General features: G+C 38.3%; 19 protein-coding genes, 1 other RNA gene and 1 pseudogene. 12 read left to right on the top strand and 9 right to left on the bottom strand.

From position 1 onward, the window contains the following. The 6 genes from PHV30_10080 to PHV30_10055 form a co-directional block, all read left to right on the top strand. Nucleotides 1-486: NAD(P)-dependent oxidoreductase (locus PHV30_10080; GenBank protein ID MDD5457363.1), on the top strand; the 486-nt coding region annotated here is incomplete at its 5' end. A gap of 110 nt (nucleotides 487-596) precedes the next feature. Further along, nucleotides 597-1,013, top strand: a complete 417-nt coding sequence (locus tag PHV30_10075) for a hypothetical protein (protein ID MDD5457362.1) — start codon at nucleotides 597-599, stop codon at nucleotides 1,011-1,013. 10 nt (nucleotides 1,014-1,023) lie between these two features. Then, nucleotides 1,024-1,212, top strand: a complete 189-nt coding sequence (locus PHV30_10070) for a ferredoxin (protein ID MDD5457361.1) — start codon at nucleotides 1,024-1,026, stop codon at nucleotides 1,210-1,212. 21 nt (nucleotides 1,213-1,233) lie between these two features. Beyond that, nucleotides 1,234-1,647, top strand: a complete 414-nt coding sequence (locus PHV30_10065) for a hypothetical protein (GenBank protein ID MDD5457360.1) — start codon at nucleotides 1,234-1,236, stop codon at nucleotides 1,645-1,647. A 118-nt stretch (nucleotides 1,648-1,765) separates the two neighbouring features. Beyond that, nucleotides 1,766-2,326, top strand: coding sequence for a recombinase family protein (locus PHV30_10060; protein MDD5457359.1), 561 nt, complete (start codon nucleotides 1,766-1,768; stop codon nucleotides 2,324-2,326). After that, on the top strand, nucleotides 2,301-2,591 hold the full coding sequence (locus PHV30_10055) for a GIY-YIG nuclease family protein (protein ID MDD5457358.1): 291 nt from the start codon (nucleotides 2,301-2,303) through the stop codon (nucleotides 2,589-2,591). The genes PHV30_10060 and PHV30_10055 overlap by 26 nt, the downstream gene beginning before the upstream one ends. A gap of 29 nt (nucleotides 2,592-2,620) precedes the next feature. On the opposite strand, the gene PHV30_10050 is transcribed toward PHV30_10055, so the two are convergent. From PHV30_10050 to PHV30_10020, 7 genes and pseudogenes are all read right to left on the bottom strand, one after another. Beyond that, nucleotides 2,621-3,052: a DUF3795 domain-containing protein gene (locus PHV30_10050; GenBank protein ID MDD5457357.1), complete on the bottom strand. Its 432-nt coding sequence runs from the start codon at nucleotides 3,050-3,052 to the stop codon at nucleotides 2,621-2,623. 33 nt (nucleotides 3,053-3,085) lie between these two features. Further along, nucleotides 3,086-3,430: pseudogene (locus PHV30_10045) on the bottom strand (cupin domain-containing protein). A gap of 5 nt (nucleotides 3,431-3,435) precedes the next feature. Continuing rightward, nucleotides 3,436-3,855 (bottom strand): pyridoxamine 5'-phosphate oxidase family protein, encoded by a 420-nt coding sequence (locus tag PHV30_10040; GenBank protein ID MDD5457356.1) that lies wholly within the window; start codon nucleotides 3,853-3,855, stop codon nucleotides 3,436-3,438. Nucleotides 3,856-3,878: 23 nt separating this feature from the next. Further along, nucleotides 3,879-4,142 (bottom strand): helix-hairpin-helix domain-containing protein, encoded by a 264-nt coding sequence (locus tag PHV30_10035; GenBank protein ID MDD5457355.1) that lies wholly within the window; start codon nucleotides 4,140-4,142, stop codon nucleotides 3,879-3,881. A gap of 3 nt (nucleotides 4,143-4,145) precedes the next feature. Next, on the bottom strand, nucleotides 4,146-4,523 hold the full coding sequence (locus tag PHV30_10030; protein ID MDD5457354.1) for a hypothetical protein: 378 nt from the start codon (nucleotides 4,521-4,523) through the stop codon (nucleotides 4,146-4,148). A 44-nt stretch (nucleotides 4,524-4,567) separates the two neighbouring features. Then, the gene (locus PHV30_10025; protein MDD5457353.1) at nucleotides 4,568-5,689 is read right to left on the bottom strand and encodes a hypothetical protein; all 1,122 of its coding nucleotides are present in this window, start codon (nucleotides 5,687-5,689) and stop codon (nucleotides 4,568-4,570) included. A 6-nt stretch (nucleotides 5,690-5,695) separates the two neighbouring features. Continuing rightward, nucleotides 5,696-6,310: a hypothetical protein gene (locus PHV30_10020; protein ID MDD5457352.1), complete on the bottom strand. Its 615-nt coding sequence runs from the start codon at nucleotides 6,308-6,310 to the stop codon at nucleotides 5,696-5,698. Between the two features lie 94 nt (nucleotides 6,311-6,404). Here PHV30_10020 and PHV30_10015 point away from each other — a divergent pair, with 94 nt between their 5' ends. Continuing rightward, complete coding sequence (locus tag PHV30_10015; protein ID MDD5457351.1) at nucleotides 6,405-7,007, top strand: hypothetical protein; 603 nt, start codon at nucleotides 6,405-6,407, stop codon at nucleotides 7,005-7,007. 5 nt (nucleotides 7,008-7,012) lie between these two features. Here PHV30_10015 and PHV30_10010 read toward each other — a convergent pair whose 3' ends face one another. Further along, entirely contained in the window at nucleotides 7,013-7,804 is a 792-nt protein-coding gene (locus PHV30_10010) for an endonuclease/exonuclease/phosphatase family protein (GenBank protein ID MDD5457350.1), read from the bottom strand. Between the two features lie 123 nt (nucleotides 7,805-7,927). On the opposite strand from PHV30_10010, the gene aroC reads away from it, so the two are divergent. Further along, nucleotides 7,928-9,058 (top strand): chorismate synthase, encoded by a 1,131-nt coding sequence (gene aroC / locus PHV30_10005; GenBank protein MDD5457349.1) that lies wholly within the window; start codon nucleotides 7,928-7,930, stop codon nucleotides 9,056-9,058. A 30-nt stretch (nucleotides 9,059-9,088) separates the two neighbouring features. Further along, an RNA gene (rnpB, locus tag PHV30_10000) (RNase P RNA component class A) lies at nucleotides 9,089-9,421 on the top strand. A gap of 36 nt (nucleotides 9,422-9,457) precedes the next feature. Here rnpB and PHV30_09995 read toward each other — a convergent pair. Further along, the gene (locus tag PHV30_09995) at nucleotides 9,458-9,979 is read right to left on the bottom strand and encodes a hypothetical protein (protein ID MDD5457348.1); all 522 of its coding nucleotides are present in this window, start codon (nucleotides 9,977-9,979) and stop codon (nucleotides 9,458-9,460) included. Nucleotides 9,980-10,021: 42 nt separating this feature from the next. Here PHV30_09995 and PHV30_09990 point away from each other — a divergent pair, with 42 nt between their 5' ends. The 3 genes from PHV30_09990 to PHV30_09980 form a co-directional block, all read left to right on the top strand. Then, entirely contained in the window at nucleotides 10,022-11,170 is a 1,149-nt protein-coding gene (locus tag PHV30_09990; GenBank protein ID MDD5457347.1) for an 8-amino-7-oxononanoate synthase, read from the top strand. Nucleotides 11,171-11,188: 18 nt separating this feature from the next. Further along, nucleotides 11,189-11,758, top strand: a complete 570-nt coding sequence (locus tag PHV30_09985; GenBank protein ID MDD5457346.1) for a hypothetical protein — start codon at nucleotides 11,189-11,191, stop codon at nucleotides 11,756-11,758. A gap of 3 nt (nucleotides 11,759-11,761) precedes the next feature. Then, on the top strand, nucleotides 11,762-13,317 hold a 1,556-nt coding region (locus PHV30_09980), incomplete at its 3' end, for a valine--tRNA ligase (protein ID MDD5457345.1).

The raw sequence follows: 13,317 nt of genomic DNA, 5'->3' as shown, positions 1-13,317 counted from the left end.
GATTATCTTCTGGCGGATGTTTTAAATTTTAAATATGTGAGTCTTGGTGAAATTTTGGAAAATTCCGATATTATTTCTCTGCATATTCCTTATTTACCTCAGACCCATCATTTATTAAATGTAGACAACATGAAGATGATAAAGCGCAAACCTTTACTGATAAATACTGCTCGTGGAGGATTGGTGGATACCGAAATGATGATTAAAGCTCTGGATGAGGGTATTATCAGCGGAGCCGGAATAGATGTAATAGAGTGTGAAAAGATTTTGACAAACCCGGAAGAATGCAGGATGGCTGACCAATGCGATTGCTCCTCATCTTTTGAGCGATTAAAAATGACCAATTTGTTTAAACGGGATAATGTGATTTTTACTCCCCACATGGCTTTTGATTCAAAGGAAGCTATTATGAGAATTTTAGATATCACAGCGGAGAACATCAAGTCCTTTTATGCCGGAACCCCGCAGAATATTGTTAACAGTTAGTTCCATATTAGTCTGTTGGCAAAAAGACAGATAAAAGTGGAGATGACCGCTTCTATCTCTTATGTTTATATTGTAAATTGCAATTATCAGGCAGATAGAGGAGGAGAAAAATGAAAACAATCAGGTTATTTGTCGTAGTTATTGTTTTAGTAATAATCACTTTCGGTATGAATACATTTGCCGGAGAAATAAGGACTATCAGGGGAGAAGTAATTGATTTGTCTTGTTACATAAAATCCGGTTTATTGGGTGAAGAGCACAAGCAATGTATAGCCAGTGGGGAACCGACAGGAATATTGGAATTGTTTACAGGCAACATCTTCGTTGTTGTTGACGATGATAAAAAGAAGGGAAATCCCGGCTTACAACTAATTCCATATATTACGAAAATTGTGGACGTTACAGGAGAGGTTAATTTTAAGGGTGGTACAAGGGTCATAACCATTAAGGACATTAAGGAAATTAAGCCTTCTCCTACAGATAATACGGTATCGCCGGCACAAAAAATGGAAACTTATGGTTACTAGGAGGTAAAAAATGAAAGCTGTTATAGATAATGAATTGTGTATAGGATGTGTTTTATGCACCCAGACATGTCCGGAAGTTTTTGAGATGAACGGTGAGAAGGCCATTGTCCATGCTACGCCTGTTCCCGAGGGATTGGAAGATTTGTGTCAGCAAGCTGCTGATGAATGTCCGGTGACTGCAATTACCATAGAGCAATAAATATGGGAGGGAGTGAGGAAAATGAAAAAAAATACAGGTATCTGGATTGATCATAGTCAGGCTATTATAGTTTCTATAGTAGATGATTCGGAAGAAATATTTACTATCGGATCGAAAGTTGAAAAACATCCCGGTTTCACCGGAGGAAATCGTAAGCCTGCAGGGTATGGCCCATCATATTCTGCGTCCGAAAGCAAATATGGTCACAAGCAACATGGTGTCCTTCATCAATACTATCAGGAAGTTATAGGGGCTGTAAAAGATGCTGACCACATTTTAATTATGGGTCCCGGAGAAGCCAAGGTAGAACTGGAGAAAGAAATAAAGAAAACTGAAAAGAGAGACAGAGTTTTATTTGTAGAAACAGTAGATAAAATGACTTTGCCACAGCTCAAAGCCAGAGTGAAGAAATTTTTTAATGTACAGGTCGCCTGATTAACTAATTAATAAAAACGCTTGAGTCTTAGTGTTTTCTATTGTATTATTAAAGTGTTCATAAATTTGTTCACAATTCAAAGTATCGAAATAATACATATGAAAGGTTTCCGAACTTATGATCGTTGGCTATGCCAGGATTGGTTTACAAAATAAAACCGTAGAAGATCAACTTCAAAAACTACAGAGATCAGGATGTGGAAACATTTATAAGGACATAGTGAAAGGGGCAAAAAGCGGAAGACCGCAATTCGACAGCATGTTGTCAATGCTTAATAGTGAAGATCAGCTTGTCGTAACCGATTTATCCAGACTGGGCCGGTCTCAACTGGATCTTGTTAATACACTGGTTACTTTAAAAAAAAAGAAGATAGTTTTAATTTCCTTAAAGGAACATGTGGATACAAGAAAACCAAAGGGCAAGTCTCTCTACAAAATGGCAGAAATCCTGACACAACTTGGAAAAACCTATGATACAGAACGTTATGGCGAAAGGTCCGGCCGGGCCAGAGGAAGAGTCGGAGGACGACCTCCGAAGATAGATGCAGCCAACAAGGAGGCCTTAAAAGAATTATACCAGAACAGAAATATAGCCATCGCAGATATGCTTAAAATGTTTAACATAGGGAAGACCACACTATATAAATACCTAAATGAAAAAGATAACAAACAAAAATAAAAGAATATGGTATTTATATGTGGTCAGATGCAGAGACAATAGTCTATATACAGGAATAACACTAGATGTTCAGCGAAGAATTTCCGAACATAATGGAAATACTTCCAGGACATCAAAGTATCTTAAAGGCAAAGGTCCGCTACAATTAGAGTTTCAAAAAAAAATAGGTGTAAAAAGCAAAGCACTAAAGCTTGAATATAAAATAAAAAAGTTGCCTAAGTCACAAAAAGAGATGTTAATAAAAGGTCTGCTGCAAATAAAGTAACCAATTGAGAAGCGAAAACATCTGAAACTTTACCAGCAATAATGAGGGCCACGGAGATAAGCCCAGTTATTGACGCCATATTTTTTAATTTTAGCCAGATTCTGATCTAACGACGGATGGATTTTTTTCTGCGGTTTTAGAAGTTCACATTCAACATGTTCTTCACAATCCCAACAACCGTTATATTTTTTCTTAAGAACACAAATTCGAATTTGACAATCAGACTTGCAGCCAAGCTCAGAAACAGGCCCATGATAGCAACCGTTTTTGCATTCGAGTTTACCCATAACTTCGAGGACTTGCAGAAAATCAGAGTATTTTTTGAATGTTTTTTCTCTTTTTACTTTCAGCTGGACGTAATTCTCAAATTTCGTATCAGCCAGTAAAGATTTTAACTCTTTCAAGGTATTAAATAACTTTTCATTTGAAGGTATGCAGTCCTTACAATATAAACCACACAGTGCAGTGAATTGTTTATCGTTGTTCTCAGAAGATTTAGCTTTTCTTTTTGCCCTAATGCCCCCGAAACAATGGATGGTCCTGGTCCCGGCAACAAACTCTCCTGAATGTGGCAGATCTTTTGGGATAAAATATTCATCGCCTTTAAGCATAGGTATTTTTTTGTCATTAATTATCAGCGTATATTTTCCTTCCAATACTACAAAATATTCATCAAAGTCATGGACATGTTCTTTGGATACACCATCTTTCTTACAGGTCCAGAAAGCCATCTGACTATCATCTGCTCCATCATATACAAACCCTGTAACGCCAGCGCTTTGTGAACCAGGGTCTATGGCATTCGCCGGATTTTTCATGAATTCAGGAAAGTCTTGCAGCATGATTACACCGTGAAATCATCAGAATGAAAATTCTGATATATCCGACCTTTTATTGCAGTAAACTTCAGGACACAATAATCAGGATCAGAAACACCCAGCTGGTAATACATGGTGTCGCCATCCCGCCAGATATGGTCTTTGGTAGCTTGATCAGTCAGCACATTCATAGTACCGATGAGCATTACACCTCTAAAAAACCGTCCATCATAAAAATATAAAGAAGCTTTTGGGTTTGCACGAAACTGCGTAACACGCATGGAAGAAGTATTGGTTGTAAAATAAAAATCCTTTATACCGTTCTGTTCTCTGGGTTTGAGCATGGCTTTGATGTTCGGGTAACCATCACTGTCTACAGAACCGATAAACGCCTTACCGCTTTTTTCAATAATGGATAAGGCAACTTTATGCAAATCTTTTGTCATGGTTGTATTATTTTGTCTCCTGTCTAAGAATCTTTCCAGTTCCACCATTTAAGTTTATCCTGATCAGGATTTGGGGTAGAGGCATAGTATACCGCATTCCTGAAAACATACAACAGGCACCTGTCCAGATGCTGCCCATGAATTATGCATAGACGTTTGTAAAGTTCTTCAGGGTTCCGCCCCCGCAGATCACTTACTTTTTTTATGTCCAGTTCATTAAGGTCAGCGGCAATACTTTTGCCGACACCGGGTATTTCCATCAGAGGATTAGGAAGACATTTCTTCATTTCTTAATAATAGCCCATAAAGCATAAATTTATTATCCCGCAAATTGCCGTGCAGGCGATGAATATAAAAGAATGAGAGCATTTAAATACATTGGAATGCCATTTCAGGGCTATTAGATGAATAACCAAATGAAAAATCGTCAAAATATTAACTATTATCCAGAGTAAATAATTATTAAAATTATAAACAGTCCACAGATAATAAAAAGCAAAAAGGGTAATAGGCAGGTGAGCGTATAAAAAAATCAGAAACTGAGTTTTATCATCAAACTTCTGTAAAAATTTGAACATTCGCCATTCGCCCTTATAAAAAGCTTCAAACTCATGCATAAAAAGGAACAAAATGTTCAGGCTGGTAAGAACAATGATTAGACTTTTCATGCATACATTATACAATAAACAGAAGCACATTAATCAAATTTATATTATTTAGACAACAATAACTGGATGGACCGATATAAAGGCAGTATCGTGGTTTTTACCTGCTCCATTTCTTTCACAAGCATACGCCAAGCCAGATTTAAGAATGAAGTTCCTTTTAGAAATATTGTAGCTGCTTTTAATTCTCCGTCATTGTCTTGAAGTCTGAACGGAATATCGGAAATCATCATGGAACCGAGAGTAAAAAGAAGCCGTATTTTCCAGTTTATTCCAGTTTCCATCCCAAGCAAATTCTGCTTTTTAAAAATAAAATTTAACATTTCTTCTTTTAAACAGTTATACATAAAAACAGCTTTTGTATTAAATTCATCATTAATATCAAAAGGATTTAATATTTTGTATGCTAAACCGTAAAGGTTGTTTTCTTTCTCGGCATAAACCATACCGGAACGGATCAGGTCATAATCGCCCATATAATGATAAGCCAGCTTGCACACATCATAAATATAATCCTGCCCCATGAATTCTTTTGTTTCAATATTTATCCAACCTCTGGGGTCAACCAGCTTAATTTCCAAGTCTGAATATTCGCGATAAAAAGATAAGGGATTAATCAAAATATTGCCTATATTCAAATCGCCATGCGTCAGGGATAGGTAGGGCGGATTTAAAATGCCTGTATATCTATTTATAGTTTCAAATTTATTAATTAATTTAAGCGCCCCGATCATTTTTTCCCCATTAATAAAGACATATGGGCTAAATATCAGCTTTTTTAAAGTTGGCGCGGAATCTATGGCTTCCTGCAATCTGTTCCTGATTTTTGAACTATGGAACCTTTCAAAAAAATCATTAGGAGTATCTTCAACTTTTACCTTATACAGCATATCGGTTAATTTATTAAGGATTAAATTTAGGAATTGAAATTGTTCTGAGGCATTTTTTCGGTAGTCCTCTGTAAACTCAAAACCACCGGTAAAATAGTATTTTGTGATCGATGGCCAGGGATAATACTTTTGCCGCATCCAAGCATATTGTTCAGCTTCATTTATGTAATGATCAACAATTTCGGGGAAGAGTTTTTTAGTTTCAACCGGCAGATTTACCAGCCACAAAATTTCATCGCGCAGTTTGGGAAATCCTTTCAGTCGGGCTTCTTTATGCACAAGATATTAATCATTTTTATCCATTATGGCAGTGGTCGCATAGGAGCCTCCGGCGAGAGGGCCTACGTAGTTTTCAGCAGTAATGGGACTATTATATACATCAGCGGTCAACAACCTGTTTAAATCTGCCCTTACTCTTACACTGAACGCGGTTGTACCCTGGAAACTGCCCAAAGACATGCCGAAGCAATAGTTATTCAGAGCTAATTGTGTTTGCAAAAAATCAGGTCTGTCTTGGCTCAGTAAAATTATGTCTATATATGGGTTTTCACAATTTTCAATTCGCTTTGTTAATAATAGTCTTAATGCTGAGCTGTTTTTATTTAAAGGGAAAAAAGAATATAAAAGGCTTAATATCAGGTATTTGTTATAAATCAAGTCACTCCTTTTTAAGGAAACACAGCTTTTAAGGTCTTCCAGAAAACAAACATTTCCAGGGTTATTAATTAATTCTCTAAGATTGTCAGGAATATACTGTTTAGATATTGATGTTGCCGTATAGCCCATTGCCTTGATTTGTTTAAGGTTGGTAGTAGCAGCGCCCCAATTGGATACTGTTAATGCTTGCCACAACTGCGCGATAAAATGTTTATCTGAATCGCTGATAATTTTTCTGTTCATAGGAATATATCGAATTCAAGGCAGTTAAAGCTTAGTTTTTATAGGGATGAAATTAATTTTATATATTAACGATAGATTGAGAGGATATTTTATTATGAAAAAAATCATTTCTCTGGATCAAAATTTTTATCAAAGAATAGAAAAGAACCAAGGCCAGACGCGCTATGTTTTTTGTTTTGAGAAAATTGTGGTCAAGTTCCCGGTTATGAATTTTAAATTGGCCTTTCAATCATTGATACTTCGTTATCTTATCCTAAAAGAGATGTTTCTAAACAAACTAACGACAAGAGGAAGATATTCCGATGATCTGTATGAAGATACTTTACGAGGTTGTTTTACCGGTATATTGATGAAAGGCATTAGGGCTAACCTCAAGGAGTATACTACGTGGTTCAATTCTCCTAATCCAAGGTTAATGCCTACATATATATCACTATTCGGCCTTGTGAACATTCAGAAACGCGGTATTGTGGTAAGAACACCACAGAACGATCTGATATTCAGATTATTAAGGATAGCCACTCAAGACCCCCCTGATTTATTCGGGGATATGCACGCATTGGGACTGGACGAAAACTGGGTCGTTGATTCGGACGGGCAGGTTAAGCTGGCTGATTATGGCTCGGAAACCGCAGGAAAAATAATAAAAAAATATGGTAAAGCAATAGATCGTTTTCTAAAAATTTTGGAATTATAGTAGGATCAGGTTATCTTGAATTTTATCATAATTGGTAAGTGATCAGAAACCTCAGTATTAATAATCTCAGCCTTAACCAACTGAATTTGATCGGTACCGAAAACGTAATCTAGCCGCCATTCAAGATTATTAACCTCAAAGTTGTTATACAAGAATGGTTTTGTAGTCCAGGTATTGTGGCAATAATCAGGTCCAAGGTGCTGTAATATCTTTGATAATTGTCTAATTATAAATGAACTTGGGGCGGTATTTAAATCACCAGAAAATATTAAAGGGTAAGCTTTATGATGATTATTTCTCTTTAATAAATTTATTAACTTTTTATCCTCTTTTAATCTTCCCGGTGTTTGAATAAATTTATGATAGTACGACAAGTGTGTAGTGCCAATCCGAAATTTTTGACCGTTAATATTCACCAGTGCTTCCAGGTATATTCTTCCTTCATCATGAGAATATCTGCCATTATTTATCGGATCGTGAACAAATGCCGAGAAAGTGTTTTCGATTGGATATCTGCTAAGTATTCCATTGCCAAGCGCCTCCCTGTTGCGCCCATCCTGCGGTTGCCAGACATGTGCTTTTCCTATGTGTTGATAATAGCCCAAATTCTCAGCTATATACTCACCCGTTGCCAGTCCTTTGTTGTAAGAACAATTCCAGGTCAGTTCCTGCAACAATAGAAAATCAGGGTTCAAGCTCTTTATAATATCGACGACCGGTTTAATAGGCTGTTTATACCAGATGTTCCAGTGTAGCAAGGTATATTCTTGAATTGATACGATTTTTTTTGAAAACATTTAATTATATATCGGGTAAAATTTAAGGTAATTTCTTAAATTTGTATATATCCGGTTAATGAACGCTAATAATCCCATCAGGGCCGCTCTTGCAACAACATTGAAATAAGCTATAATAATCATATGATCAGATACCTTACAGCAGGCGAATCTCATGGCAAAGCGCTTACGGTTATTATCGAAGGTGTTCCGGCAGGTCTGGAAATTTCCATTAACGATCTTCAGGCTGAATTGAAAAGAAGGAAAACCGGGTACGGCCGAGGCGGCAGGCAGAAAATTGAAACCGACGAGATCGAAATTCTCTCCGGCGTACGTTTTGGCAAGAGTACTGGAAGTCCGATTTCCATAATTTTATTCAATAAGGATTTTGAAAACTGGTCAGAACTTATGGCTGTAAAAGATAAAAAACCCAAAGGCTATAAAGCGATTACCATACCCAGACCAGGACACGCCGATTATGCAGGTTTCATTAAATATAACCTGGGGGATATCCGTGACGTGCTTGAGCGCTCCAGCGCCCGCGAAACAGCTATGCGTGTTGTTGCAGGTGCTATTAGCAAAAAAATATTGGAAGTTGCCAAAATACAGCTGACAGCCTATGTATATAATATAGGAGGCGTTGAAATATCCAGGTTGGTTACAGACATAAAAACAATTCGAAAATTATCCGCTAAAAGTGAGTGTCTGACAGTAGATGGAAAAATAGAAGAAAAGATGAAAAAAAGAATCGACGAAGCCCAGCGCAAAGGTGTTTCGGTTGGCGGTAAGATAATGGTCGTAGCTGAAAATGTACCGGTGGGCCTGGGAAGTTATGTGCAGTGGGATCGCAAGCTTGATGCATGTCTCGCCAAAGCGATTATGTCTGTACAGGCAATTAAAGGTGTGGAGTTCGGCCTGGGCTTCGAATCAGCAGAATTAACCGGAAATTCTGTACATGATGAGTTCTGTATAGTAAAAGGAAATGTTTCAAGAAAAACAAATAACGCCGGAGGCATAGAAGGCGGAATGAGCAATGGCCAGCCTATTATAATAAAGGCCGTAATGAAGCCAATTCCTACAATGAAAACTCCATTATCCTCAGTAGACCTGAAAACCAAAAAAACATTACCCTCTTTTTTTGAACGTGCCGATGTCTGTGCTGTACCCGCAGCAGCTGTTGTTTGCGAAAACGTGGTAGCCTTAGAGCTTGCCAGCGCGCTGTTGGAAAAGTTCGGCGGAGACAGCATTTCTGCTTTTAAACGTTCATTGTTTTGACAAAGCTATTCATATTTGGTAATCTACACGCTGGCTGATCAAGTAGTCGCTGAACACTGATTTTATCTGTGTTCAGAGGAAAGTCCGGACACCAAAGGACAGCATAGCGGGTAACGCCCGCCTATTTTTCGATTGGTTCAGGCTTGCTTGAGCTTGTCGAAGGGTAAGGACTAGTGGAACAGAGACGAGCCGGTTAAGTCCGGTTGAAACGGCCAAACTCTATGCGGTGCAAACTCAAATAGGCTGTGAGGAGCGGTCCGCTCCGTTTGGAACGGCGGGTAGAGCGCTAGAGGTAAACAGCAATGTTTATCCCAGATAAATGACTGCTAATACAGAATCCGGCTTATTCGATCAGCCTTAAGTTTCAGAAAAACAGCTTTTTCTGAAACTTAGTAACTTTCAACGGTTTTTAAAAGAGCGTGAAACTTTGTTGAAATTCTGCAGAATAATTTTGTAATCGTTGAAGTACTGGCCCAGCAGTTTTTTATCCTTACTACTCATTACAAAAGATAAAATCAAATGTTTATTGATATCAAAATAAGTTACATATTCATAAACGACATTGGGCAGCTCATACAGAGTCATATCATAGGACACGGTTGTAGGAAACGGCAGGGTCCTGCTGACAAGCTGGATGTGATTGAATTTTGACTGCCGTTTTATCTTGGTAAGTTTGGTAAAAAGGTCAAAGTAATAATTGGTGTTAATAGCCTCCGCGTAGATTATTATAGGAGAGGTTTTCCAGTTATAACCTTTCAGATATCCGGCTATTTCCACACCGTAACTGCGTTTATCCATTACAAATTCCCAGCGATTGGGATTAAGGCTGAATATGGAGGAATAAACAGGGTAAAAGATGTTGGATTGTACCTGGGTAAAACTGAAAACACTCAGGAAAATCAGAAACAGTAAGAATCTCATGAGATATAGTATAATACAAAGCATGGAGGAAAAGAAGCAACCATGACCGGCAACCGATTCAGAGAGGAGCTCTCTGTATTAAAAGAATCATATTTATATCGCCGCAGAAAAGTAATTTCAGATATTGCTGATTTCCCTTACATAGGGATAAACAACAGGAAGCTTTTAAACTTCGGCAGCAATAATTATCTGGGACTGGGCAGGGAAGTAACAGAGTTCATCCTCGAACAAATAGAGAAAACAGGAATGGTCCAGCAGGCTTCTCCCTTAATAACCGGCTATACTATGTATCATGAACAACTGGAAAACAAGCTGGCAGAGCTTAAGCAGCTGCCGTCGGCACTGCTATTTTCCAGCGGATTCATGGCCAATCTCGGCCTTATTACTGCATTGGTTGAAGAACAGGATTTGCTGGTAATAGATAAGTTATGTCACGCCTCCATAATGGAATGTACAAAATATAAATCAATTTCTTTTCGGGTTTTTCCACATAGAAACTATGATTACTTAAGGGATATTTTAAGCAAAAGTAAAAATAAATACCGCAATATTTATCTGGCAACAGACACTCTTTTTTCCATGGAAGGTGATAAAGCAAATCTCGAACTAATGCTGCAGATCGCCGGTGAATATGATGCTTATCTCATATGTGATGATGCGCATGCTACGGGTGTTTATGGAGTTTGTGGTGCAGGATTAACTGTCCGAAGTAAAATTAACAAATATCCGAAATTAATTGTTACCGGTTCACTTTCCAAGGCTTTGCAATCTTACGGGGGGTATATAGTCGGACAAAAAGAGATAACAGACTATCTGGTAAACAAGTGCAGACCCTATATATATAATACTGCCTTGCCGTTAATTCATGTTCTTGGTGCCACACATGTGCTGGACGTTTTAAATAAAAAAAATATTCAGCAAAAATTGTGGCAAAATATTTGTTGTTTGGCAGAAAATCTGGCCTGGCTAAAAAGACCGGAGTATTCTCCGATAATACCTGTAAAAATAGGGGATAACGAAAAAGTCCTTGCTCTAGGCAAGTTTTTGGAAGACAGGGGTTTCTATGTGCCGGCCATACGGTACCCCACAGTGCCGAAAAAAGATGCGCTTTTAAGGATCTCTGTTTCCGCGGCCCATGAAAAAAAACAACTGATAAGCTTGGCTGATTCTTTACGTTTATATTTTGAATAAGGTAGAATACATCAAATCATGAGAATTATTATTGTCATAATCATCAACCTGCTCATCATCACTTTCGCTCAAAGTAATCCCTATTCAGGGTTGAATAAAAACAGGTCTGTCTCGCTAGACATAACCGTATATACGGATAATAAATACAATGGGGTTATTGAAGCTCCTGTTACCTGGAATATGGAGAAAGCAACCCAGGACTACAGAGTGATGTTTTACCCGGTCAGTGAGAATTATGATGTCTATGTCGGCTTTACAGCCTATGAGACCGCCGGGTTTGTCACAGCTAATGAGATTTATTTATATCGCGCAGGAACAAAGTGGGATATGTGGCATTTACTGGGAGTAAAATACGGTGATGAAAAGCAGAACTTTTTAGCCGGTGTTGATGAAACTCTCAGCGCTATCTATTTGAAGGCGGAAATGGATGATAACAATGAAATACCGAACATATATGCCGCAGAAGATATTTATATCAAAGACTTGAACAGGGTGTATATAGTAACTGCTTATGCCTATGAATCCGAGTGGTTAAAGTATAAAAATACGATAAAAAAAATAATGAAAAGTTTTTATGTAAAGGATTAAATAATGGAAAAATCATATAATCACGAGAATATAGAAGACAAATGGTATAAGGAATGGGAGCAAAAAGGATATTTTGCTCCAGCAGGAACAGGAAGACCATTATCTATGGTCATTCCTCCGCCCAATGTAACCGGAGCATTACATATGGGACATGCCTTAAACAATACACTGCAGGATATTCTGGCCAGATTCTACAGGTTTAAAGGCAGGAAAGTATTATGGGTTCCCGGGACAGATCATGCAGGAATAGCTACTCAAAACGTGGTGGAAAAACAATTGCTGAAAGAGGGACTTTCCAGGCAGGATCTGGGCAGAGAGGAGTTTGTGAAAAGAGTCTGGAAATGGAAGGAACAGTATGGTAGTACAATAACGGGCCAGCTTCGTAAACTGGGTGCATCTGTTGACTGGGCTCACGAACGTTTCACCATGGACGAAGGCTGCAGCAGGGCTGTAAAAGAAAATTTTGTTCGTTTGTATAAAGAAGGTCTTATTTATCGGGACATATATATAATTAACTGGTGTCCAAGATGCCACACCGCTTTGTCAGATATAGAGGTTAACCATCAGAACCGCACAGGAAGCTTATGGTATATAGCATACCCTGTATCAGATGGTGGCAAAAACGACAAAATTGTAGTGGCCACAACCCGGCCCGAAACAATGTTCGGTGATACGGCTGTCGCAGTGAATCCTGATGATAAAAGATATAAAAAATGGATCGGTAAAACTCTTTTACTGCCTCTTACCGATAGAAAAATACGGGTTATCGCAGATGATCATGTAGATCCGGGTTTTGGGACCGGAGCGGTTAAGGTTACGCCCGCTCATGACCCCAATGATTTTTTTATGGGTAAAACTCATAAACTGGAACAAATCATTATTATGGATAACAGCGCGAGAATGAATGAAAACGTTCCTGAAAAATATCTGGGACTGGATAGATATGAGTGCCGCGAACAGGTAATAAAAGATTTGCGGGCTAAGGGAATGCTGGAAAAAATAGAAGAACATGACAACGCGGTTGGTGAGTGCTACAGATGCCAGACAGTAATTGAGCCTATAGTTTCCAGACAATGGTTTGTAAATATGGAAAGGCTAGTCCCAAAGCCAATTGAAGTTGTAGAAAAAAAGGAAATTCAACTAATTCCGCAGCGTTGGGAAAAATTATACTTTGACTGGATGAAAAATATCAGACCATGGTGCATATCCCGTCAGATATGGTGGGGGCACCGTATACCCGTATGGTATTGCGAGGACTGTCAAAAAGAAATTGTTTCAATAACAGAGGTTAAAGAATGCCCGGGTTGCAAAAGCAAGAAAGTATGGCAAGATGAGGATGTTCTGGATACCTGGTTTTCCTCGGCCCTCTGGCCTTTTTCTGTCTTTGGCTGGCCGGATATGACTACAGACCTGGAGCAGTTTTATCCCACCAGCATACTGGTTACGGGCTATGACATTATTACTTTCTGGGTTTCCCGCATGATTACCATGGGTATATACAACATGAAAAAGGTACCTTTTTATCAGGTTTTTATTCATGGACTGGTCAGAGATTCTCA

The organism is Candidatus Margulisiibacteriota bacterium (genome assembly GCA_028715625.1).
Classification (GTDB): Bacteria; Margulisbacteria; Riflemargulisbacteria; order GWF2-35-9; family GWF2-35-9; genus JAQURL01.
The sequence above is the reverse complement of the archived record's forward strand: the minus strand, read 5'-3'. Positions and strand labels throughout refer to the sequence as shown.

Bases quoted from the DNA above. Each gene is read 5' to 3' on its own strand.
- PHV30_10035 (MDD5457355.1), bottom strand. From the start codon at position 4,142: ATGAAGAAATGTCTTCCTAATCCTCTGATGGAAATACCCGGTGTCGGC.
- PHV30_10075 (MDD5457362.1), top strand. From the start codon at position 597: ATGAAAACAATCAGGTTATTTGTCGTAGTTATTGTTTTAGTAATAATC.
- PHV30_10015 (MDD5457351.1), top strand. From the start codon at position 6,405: ATGAAAAAAATCATTTCTCTGGATCAAAATTTTTATCAAAGAATAGAA.
- PHV30_10030 (MDD5457354.1), bottom strand. From the start codon at position 4,523: ATGAAAAGTCTAATCATTGTTCTTACCAGCCTGAACATTTTGTTCCTT.
- PHV30_10010 (MDD5457350.1), bottom strand. From the start codon at position 7,804: ATGTTTTCAAAAAAAATCGTATCAATTCAAGAATATACCTTGCTACAC.
- PHV30_10055 (MDD5457358.1), top strand. From the start codon at position 2,301: ATGAAAAAGATAACAAACAAAAATAAAAGAATATGGTATTTATATGTG.
- PHV30_10060 (MDD5457359.1), top strand. From the start codon at position 1,766: ATGATCGTTGGCTATGCCAGGATTGGTTTACAAAATAAAACCGTAGAA.
- PHV30_10070 (MDD5457361.1), top strand. From the start codon at position 1,024: ATGAAAGCTGTTATAGATAATGAATTGTGTATAGGATGTGTTTTATGC.
- PHV30_09985 (MDD5457346.1), top strand. From the start codon at position 11,189: ATGAGAATTATTATTGTCATAATCATCAACCTGCTCATCATCACTTTC.
- PHV30_10020 (MDD5457352.1), bottom strand. From the start codon at position 6,310: ATGAACAGAAAAATTATCAGCGATTCAGATAAACATTTTATCGCGCAG.
- PHV30_09995 (MDD5457348.1), bottom strand. From the start codon at position 9,979: ATGAGATTCTTACTGTTTCTGATTTTCCTGAGTGTTTTCAGTTTTACC.
- PHV30_10040 (MDD5457356.1), bottom strand. From the start codon at position 3,855: ATGACAAAAGATTTGCATAAAGTTGCCTTATCCATTATTGAAAAAAGC.
- PHV30_09990 (MDD5457347.1), top strand. From the start codon at position 10,022: ATGACCGGCAACCGATTCAGAGAGGAGCTCTCTGTATTAAAAGAATCA.
- aroC (MDD5457349.1), top strand. From the start codon at position 7,928: ATGATCAGATACCTTACAGCAGGCGAATCTCATGGCAAAGCGCTTACG.
- PHV30_10065 (MDD5457360.1), top strand. From the start codon at position 1,234: ATGAAAAAAAATACAGGTATCTGGATTGATCATAGTCAGGCTATTATA.